General features: G+C 47.8%; 7 protein-coding genes and 2 pseudogenes. All 9 read right to left on the bottom strand.

All coding sequences use genetic code 11. The features are described 5' to 3' along the window. Positions 1 to 196, bottom strand: a pseudogene (locus BLT91_RS33365) (MFS transporter); the annotation flags it as partial. A 169-nt stretch (positions 197 to 365) separates the two neighbouring features. After that, positions 366 to 536, bottom strand: a pseudogene (locus BLT91_RS33360) (permease); the annotation flags it as partial. A gap of 137 nt (positions 537 to 673) precedes the next feature. Further along, on the bottom strand, positions 674 to 3,916 hold the full coding sequence (locus BLT91_RS30275) for a discoidin domain-containing protein (protein ID WP_090827964.1): 3,243 nt from the start codon (positions 3,914 to 3,916) through the stop codon (positions 674 to 676). Between the two features lie 632 nt (positions 3,917 to 4,548). Continuing rightward, positions 4,549 to 4,788, bottom strand: coding sequence for a hypothetical protein (locus BLT91_RS30270; protein ID WP_175532609.1), 240 nt, complete (start codon positions 4,786 to 4,788; stop codon positions 4,549 to 4,551). A gap of 34 nt (positions 4,789 to 4,822) precedes the next feature. Further along, positions 4,823 to 5,023, bottom strand: a complete 201-nt coding sequence (locus tag BLT91_RS32205; RefSeq protein WP_090827960.1) for a hypothetical protein — start codon at positions 5,021 to 5,023, stop codon at positions 4,823 to 4,825. Then, a complete protein-coding gene (locus BLT91_RS30260) occupies positions 4,980 to 5,393 on the bottom strand; it encodes a hypothetical protein (RefSeq protein ID WP_090827958.1) in 414 nt (137 codons plus the stop codon). Before BLT91_RS30260 ends, BLT91_RS32205 begins: the two co-directional genes overlap by 44 nt. Before the next feature lie 18 nt (positions 5,394 to 5,411). Then, positions 5,412 to 5,999, bottom strand: a complete 588-nt coding sequence (locus BLT91_RS30255; RefSeq protein WP_090827956.1) for a DoxX family membrane protein — start codon at positions 5,997 to 5,999, stop codon at positions 5,412 to 5,414. A gap of 479 nt (positions 6,000 to 6,478) precedes the next feature. After that, positions 6,479 to 6,616, bottom strand: coding sequence for a hypothetical protein (locus BLT91_RS32200; protein WP_175532608.1), 138 nt, complete (start codon positions 6,614 to 6,616; stop codon positions 6,479 to 6,481). Positions 6,617 to 6,714: 98 nt separating this feature from the next. Continuing rightward, the coding region (locus tag BLT91_RS30250) for an NAD(P)H-dependent oxidoreductase (protein ID WP_175532607.1) at positions 6,715 to 6,952 on the bottom strand (238 nt) is incomplete at its 5' end.

Genomic DNA, 6,952 nt, shown 5'->3' with positions numbered 1-6,952 from the left:
CAGTTGGCAGGAGGAAGGTCAATATTCCTAGAAGTGGTAGGAACGCACATAGTTCCATCACGCGGGCTATGCCAAAGGTGTCGCACAGAGTTCCATTGGCGACACTGCCGGCGCCTCCTAGGCCGAAGGCGAGTCCAGTTATAAGACCGGATACGGTTCCTACTTTGCCTGGATACAGCTTTTGAAAAAAGGTGACCAGCTAATTACCGGTCTAATAACCAAGATCGATCAGGAATTGCGAAGATTAAAGTTCTCTCATGAAGAGGGTATTGCGGAAATTGTAATGAACTAGACCAAAAAGCTTCATCTAACAGTTCTCTGCTAGATGAAGCTTTTTGGTTTTCTAACAATACGTCTTTAAGAACTTATATACCGACTATTCCGCTTAATATACCAAGCCCAACAACTGAAACGGTAACAAACAGAATGATTTTCTTAAGAAATGATTTCGAAATCATTAACAGAGAAGGCAAACTGACGGAAGGAAGTGTAAGCAATAATGCAGCTGCAGGACCTGTCCCAAGGCCAAAAGACATTTCCGATGCTCAAAATGAATATAACGAGGTTATTAATAAATTCCCAAGTCGTGTCAGCTACGCTGGTACTACCCCCGCTAAGAGTACCATAGTCAGCAAAATCGAACTGCGTTTCTTCATTCAATGCCTCCTTTATTTTATTGATAGGCTCTGAAATCCGCAATCGACCACCAGCTGGCGGAGCTCTTCGTTTGGGTTACTTTGATATACTGTGCCTGCGTGATCGGGAAGTTCACGGTGACGACCGGTCCCGTTCCCTCGCCTACGGCAACCGTTGTCCAATTCACATTGTCGTTCGATACCTGAACGATGTATCCTCTTGCGTAATCGTTGGTGCTGGTTCCGGAATCCATCACGATATGATTGAACCATAGGAGGGATCCCAAATTGACATTGAACCACTGGCCGTTGGTTTGAGGTGCGCCGGTGCTCCATCTGGTACCCGTAATGTTATCCAACGCGTTTGCCGGCGAGCCTCCAGACTCAGTCGAAGAAGCGGTGGCCGTCCAGCCGGTCCGGCTTTGCTCATTCTCCCCATACACTTTCATCTCGGCGATAGACCACCAGCTGGAGGAGCTTCCGGTCTGCACGATTTTCAAATAGCGGGCGACTTGTACCGGGAATTGAACGAGGACAGAAGCTCCGCTTCCCGTGCCGCTCGCAACGGTCGTCCATGTAGTGCCATCAGTCGAAACCTGAACTTGATACCCGCGCGGATAATCGGAGGTCGAAGCTCCTGCATCCAGCAGCACGCGGTTAATGGTCTGATTTCGTCCCATGTCCGCTTGGTACCATTGCCCGATCGCTTGCGGGACGCCAGAGCTCCAGCGGGTGCCGGCATTGCCGTCGATAGCGTTGCCGGGTACATCCCCATATGGGTCTGTCGAAGAGGCGGTCACACTCCAACCGGACCGGTCAAGCGCGATCTCCGAATAAGCATGGAACTCGGCGATCGACCACCAATTCGTCGGATTGCTCCCTGTTTGAACAATCTTGATATATTGGGCATATTGCGGTGCAAACGGTATCACCATCTTATGTCCGAACCCGTTGCCGCTGGCCACTGTCGTCCAGCTAGTTCCGTCGCGCGACACCTGCACCTGATACCCGCTCGGATAATCTGACGTATCAGTGGATTTCGTTTCGATGGAAATTTGATCAACGACCTTCATCGCCCCCATATTGACCTGGAACCATTGCCCGCTCGTTTGCGCGGCTCCCGTACTCCACCTGGTGGTTGAGTTCCAATCCAATGCGTTTCCAGGCGAATCGCCCGGTCCGGTAGACGAAGCGGTAGCTGTCCAGCCGGTTTCGTCCAAAGGCGTCGTCGCAATCCAGGTCTGGCCGCCCGTAAAATTGCTGACTGTGTTGATTAGATCGGTGTTGGCCTGGAAATGCCCTGTATCGAATAGGCTCCATTTGGACGAGATCGTGGAGAAATTGTCGCTGTTGAGTATCGGAACCGGATTAGCATTCGTATTATAGAAGCCCCAGTTAGCCCCGTCTCCTGTGCCCGTCACCTTATAGGTCCAGTTGGTCCATGCCACATGCAAGGCGCTCAGACCCGACATCCATCGGGACCATACGTCGTCGAAGAAGAACAGACTGTACTCCCCGGCATAAACCGGAACGTTCCACGATTGCTGATACTGGGACAGCGTGTTCAGGTTGTTCGTCACCAGGTTGTTTTGTGCATCCCAATCCTTCGGGGCACTCATGGCATACGGGTGGATTTCGTAAGCCACATTCGTCCATCCATACGTGGAGGGGGCGGCAACCTTGTCAAACCCGAAAAACGCTTCGAAAAATATCGCATGATCAGGATCGACAGCGCGAATGGTATTGTAGAGTCGATTGTACAGAGCGTTCTTGGTCGCGATTTCGGCGGAGCCTTCGTTAAAGCTCAGGAGAGGCTCGTTGAGCAAATCGTACCCTGCTACAGCCGGATTTCCCTTATAATGGGCTGCGATTCCTTGCCAGATCGTGTTCACCATATCTTGATTCGAGGTAACCGTCCAGAACGCGTTCGGATTAGGTCCTTGGCGGCCGCAGCTTCCCCATGGGCAATCCCCGCCCGGTACGGTATGAAGATCAATCAGTGAATAGATGCCTCTTGATGAAGCCCCGCTTACGATTGCATCAAGCTGGGTCCAGGCGTTCAATTTCCAGGTACCGTCATCGTTCATCAGTTCATGCCAACTGATCGGAATGCGAATGAAATTCATGCCCATATTTTGGATGTTGTCCAGATCAATTGTTGAGATCCAGCCATTTTGAAACGTGTCAAGCAAGCTGTCGGCGGACGCTGTGCCGAAGCGCTTCACCAACATTTCATACATCGAGTAATCGTCATTGTTCAAGTTTACGTTAAATTCGGCGATCGACCACCAATTGCCACCCGAGCTTCCCGTCTGCGTAATTTTGATGTATCTTGCGCTAACGGCAGGGAAGTTGATCGGAAGCTGCTCATTGAAGCCTTGACCGCTTGCCACTTGCGACCAAGAAGCGCCATCATTGGAAACTTGAACTGTGTAACTGCGGGGGTAGTCGCTCGGCGAGCTCGAACCGGAATCCAACACGATCTGATTGAAGGTGTGATTCGAGCCCATATCTACCTTGAACCATTCTCCCCCTACTTGCGCGGCGCCGCTGCCCCAGTGAGTTCCGGTATTGCCGTCAAGCGCATTGGCCGGAACATCCCCATACGGGTCTGACGAAGATGCGGTTGCGGTCCATCCTGTCCGGTCGAGCACAGAATCGGTAAACACGTTGAACTCGGAGATCGACCACCAGCTGGAAGAGCTTCCGGTCTGCACAACCTTGATGTATTGCGCGGCTTGCGATGCAAACTTGACGATCGTATTTCCCGGGGTGCCTGAACCGCTTGCGACGGTTGTCCAATTTGCCCCATCGTTCGATACGAGTATTTGATAACCCGTCGGATCATCATTCGTACTGGATGCAGCGTTGATATAGATCCGGTTAAACGATTGCGGCGCCCCCATATTCACTTGAAACCACTGGCCGTTAACCTGCGCAGTTCCTGTGGTCCAACTTGTCGCGTTGTCGCCGTCGAGAGCGTTGCCGGCCGTGGAGCTGCTGTTGGATGCCGTAGCGGTCCAGCCGGTTCGGTCCAATGCGAACTCTCCCAAGGGAGACATCCAGTTTTCTTGCGACATCCATCCGCCGAGATTCGTTCCGCGAAGGGTGACGATGCTGCCTGTTCCTGAATTGTTCTTCAGAAACTTACCGTCCGCTTTCAAGAAATCGCTTGCCCCCAAAGCAGCAGCATGAGCAACCTGAGTTTTGGGGATTGCAACAATTGATTCCAAAACGAATGCTGCGGTTAACACAATCGACCAAATTCTTTTCTTCTTCATCATTTACCTCCCTTTGATTTGAAATAATTTATGAAAAGCTCTCCATGTGTATGGGAGCGCTTTCAACAATCGAACTAATTTCCATAACCGACATGCCGATCTAGAGTTAGTAACACAAAGAACACTCAATCTTAGTCATTAGTATGGTTTAAAAGGCTATGTTTGAGTTTTCCGTTGATTTAGGGGTAGCTTTGTTTTTGAAGTTCTGCTTGCAAGAGGAGCGGAAGAGTCATGCCGCATTTGCGGTGACCGTTATATGAAGTGAGGACACAGCAAAAAATGAAGCGCTTACATTGAACATCACTAATATTAACATAAGTATCATAAAATTCATTCGAATATATTAGCTTTTATTGTTGCATTATTTTGATGCTCCTTATGGGGATAGTATCAGCGAAGCTGTGTGGGGGCGAAGGGGTCATCGCAGAAAACGATTCGGAAGAACAAGAAAAACGTATCAAATATCACCAGTACTACACCTAAGGAACAGCATAGTCAGAGTGACCCTCTTTAATCATTAACTAAAAATTCGGTAATTCGTATGTCGCTGATTTTGGAGGTAATATATGTATAAGTGTTTCAGTAAAGCTAACTTCATTGCATAAGAAAAGAGGGATTGCTTATGATTGAAATCAAAGCATCCTATTACACATCACTACTGCTTTTGCCTCAGTAAGCCCCTTTTCACTTCCATTCCGGGCAGACTGATCGGCTGCTTCGATACCGAGATCCATTGCAGGTATCATGACGACAAGAGCGGTAAATGCGTCTTCCGGAGTCGCTTTCCAAGCTTTGGCGTCTTTGAGTAAAGTTGCCGACGTCCCGACGAAGCCGTCGGTCACGCCTTGTAGCACATTCGCATCCGGCAGCACTTCACCGAAATCGACAGTGCCGTTCCCATCCAGATCAGCTTTTACGTCGGCTGCCGTCCATTAGGGCTTCGTTCCCCACAGAATCAATTCGGCCAGATAGAAGTATTTTTTTTCCGTTCGGCAGCTCTACGTCAAAGCTTACCACGTCTTCATTGCCTTCGCTTGCCGGAATGCCCGCGTCAAGATCAATATCATATTTCGATAAGCTTTCTCCGCCCGCAACAATGCCTTCCATCGATTTGTAAGCGGTATTTGCGAAAATGTACTCCTTCTTCGCAGTCTAAAGCAATCCCCCGCACTTTACCCTGCTCCTTATTCCAGAGTGTGGCGTAATCGAAGTTTGCGGCTTTTGCCAGCTCATAATATTGATCGGCCGCCTTTTTCAACTCCACGGTGTGCGTCTGCAAATCCGTTGATTTGCCGATCAAATATGTAGTTACTTTGGATAAATTTACGTCCATCTGCTTCGGATCTCCGGATCCTGCCGCTGTTTGCTCGGCTGCTCCAGCAGGAACAGTGCCATTCTTCTTGCTTGCGTCGACTCCCGACTGGCATCCGCCTAGCAACAGTGATAAAATGACAACGGTAAAAAGTAGCTTTTTCATTTCTGATCCTCCTTGTAATCAAAGATAGTTATTTTGATATTGATTTTCATTCTCATCATTAACTAAAAAAATAATTCGCCTCTTCCCGGCAAACGTTTGTTCCAATCCCAAATATCGATCTAAACTGAAAAAATAGACGCGCCGCAAACAAAAAATCATGACGAATGCAGTTGTATAAAGCGTTAGACTGAGTAAATTCATATTCCCTGAAAGAATGAAATTAATGTGCATAAATAGGGCGACCGAAACCGACGGGATAATGAGAAAACCAAAGATTAAAAACATGCCGATCATAATTTGTGCAACTGGAATCGCGTAATTGAAAAATGTTACGTGGTTCAAGGCAAAATGTTCGATGAACAACTTATAAAAATCAGGAACATTTCCTTTACTTAACGCTTTGGTCAAATACTCCTCCAAAAACTCTTCAGGATGACTGAACCAGGATGTTTCTCCCGATTTGCCTGTTATTTTGGTTACACCTGCAAGCAGCCAACCAACTCCGAAAAAAATACGCATCAATGATACCAAAAATTGAAATAACTTGCTCCAAATCTTCCCTCCTTCTAATCGATCCCGGATACTTTCCAGAATTACATTTTTCATTCTGCCCCAATCCACCTTTAGTTTAGTCCACAGATAATGATAATCATTATCAGTTGCTTGATTTTCATTCTATTTAGTGGATGTCGATTTGTCAATATAGTGTTGCGATTGTAAGCTTCGTCTAAACAAACTTTATAGCCACAATGTAGGTAAATTTGTGTCGTTTAACGACAATGTGGAACTCTTGTGCGTTTTACCACGACATAAATGTTCCTACATAAAAAAATAAAAGCCTGATTTCTCAAGCTTTTTCTTTCCATTAATGTAGGAACATTTATGTCGTAGGACACTTCTTCTCATCATGTCCGGCGACACAAACATGTGCACTTTCGCGACACAAACATAAGCGCTTTTTAACATTGCTTAAACTAGTGCCAAATGTTTTGTTTCCACATAACCTCTTGTTTTTATTGCCGAGTATAGCGTAATCCGTGTAACCTCTGCTATCTCCTCCATAAAATGTAGATCGGTCCGCCTCATTATTGCTGCGCCCCGGCCTTCAGCCGTTCGATAAAATCGGTGTTCGCCAAGCTAATCGCTAGACGGTGGGATAGCTTCATGAGTCCGAGATTTATGGAGGAGTCCATAACTTTGTCATTGGAACAACTTCTTTTCACGAATGAAGAACAAAACAGGACGTGCGCCCATCCCGTTTATATTGATTGCGGCCGTCGTTCCAAACCGGTTTGACGAACATCCGGTAAAAGAATTTCGTTTAGAAGCGCTCCGCGAGTCGAACTGCTTGTTGGATCGCTTTTTCTTTAATCTCATGCGCCTGTGCTGACGACGCTGCCATTCCTTCGACGTAGACGGTCTCGAACGAAGGCACGCCTAGAAATTCCATGACGACGTCCAAATGGCGGGCGCTCATTTCGCGGCTTGCGAACGCGCCGTTCGACAGCACGCTGCCGCTGGCTTGGATATGCGCGGCTTTCTTGTCCCCCAGCAATCCT

This window comes from Paenibacillus sp. yr247 (assembly GCF_900103825.1).
In the GTDB taxonomy this organism is placed as follows: Bacteria; Bacillota; Bacilli; order Paenibacillales; family NBRC-103111; genus Paenibacillus_E.
The sequence above is the reverse complement of the archived record's forward strand: the minus strand, read 5'-3'. Positions and strand labels throughout refer to the sequence as shown.

Bases quoted from the DNA above. Each gene is read 5' to 3' on its own strand.
- BLT91_RS30275 (WP_090827964.1), bottom strand. From the start codon at position 3,916: ATGAAGAAGAAAAGAATTTGGTCGATTGTGTTAACCGCAGCATTCGTT.
- BLT91_RS32205 (WP_090827960.1), bottom strand. From the start codon at position 5,023: ATGGAAGGCATTGTTGCGGGCGGAGAAAGCTTATCGAAATATGATATT.
- BLT91_RS30260 (WP_090827958.1), bottom strand. From the start codon at position 5,393: ATGAAAAAGCTACTTTTTACCGTTGTCATTTTATCACTGTTGCTAGGC.
- BLT91_RS30255 (WP_090827956.1), bottom strand. From the start codon at position 5,999: ATGAAAAATGTAATTCTGGAAAGTATCCGGGATCGATTAGAAGGAGGG.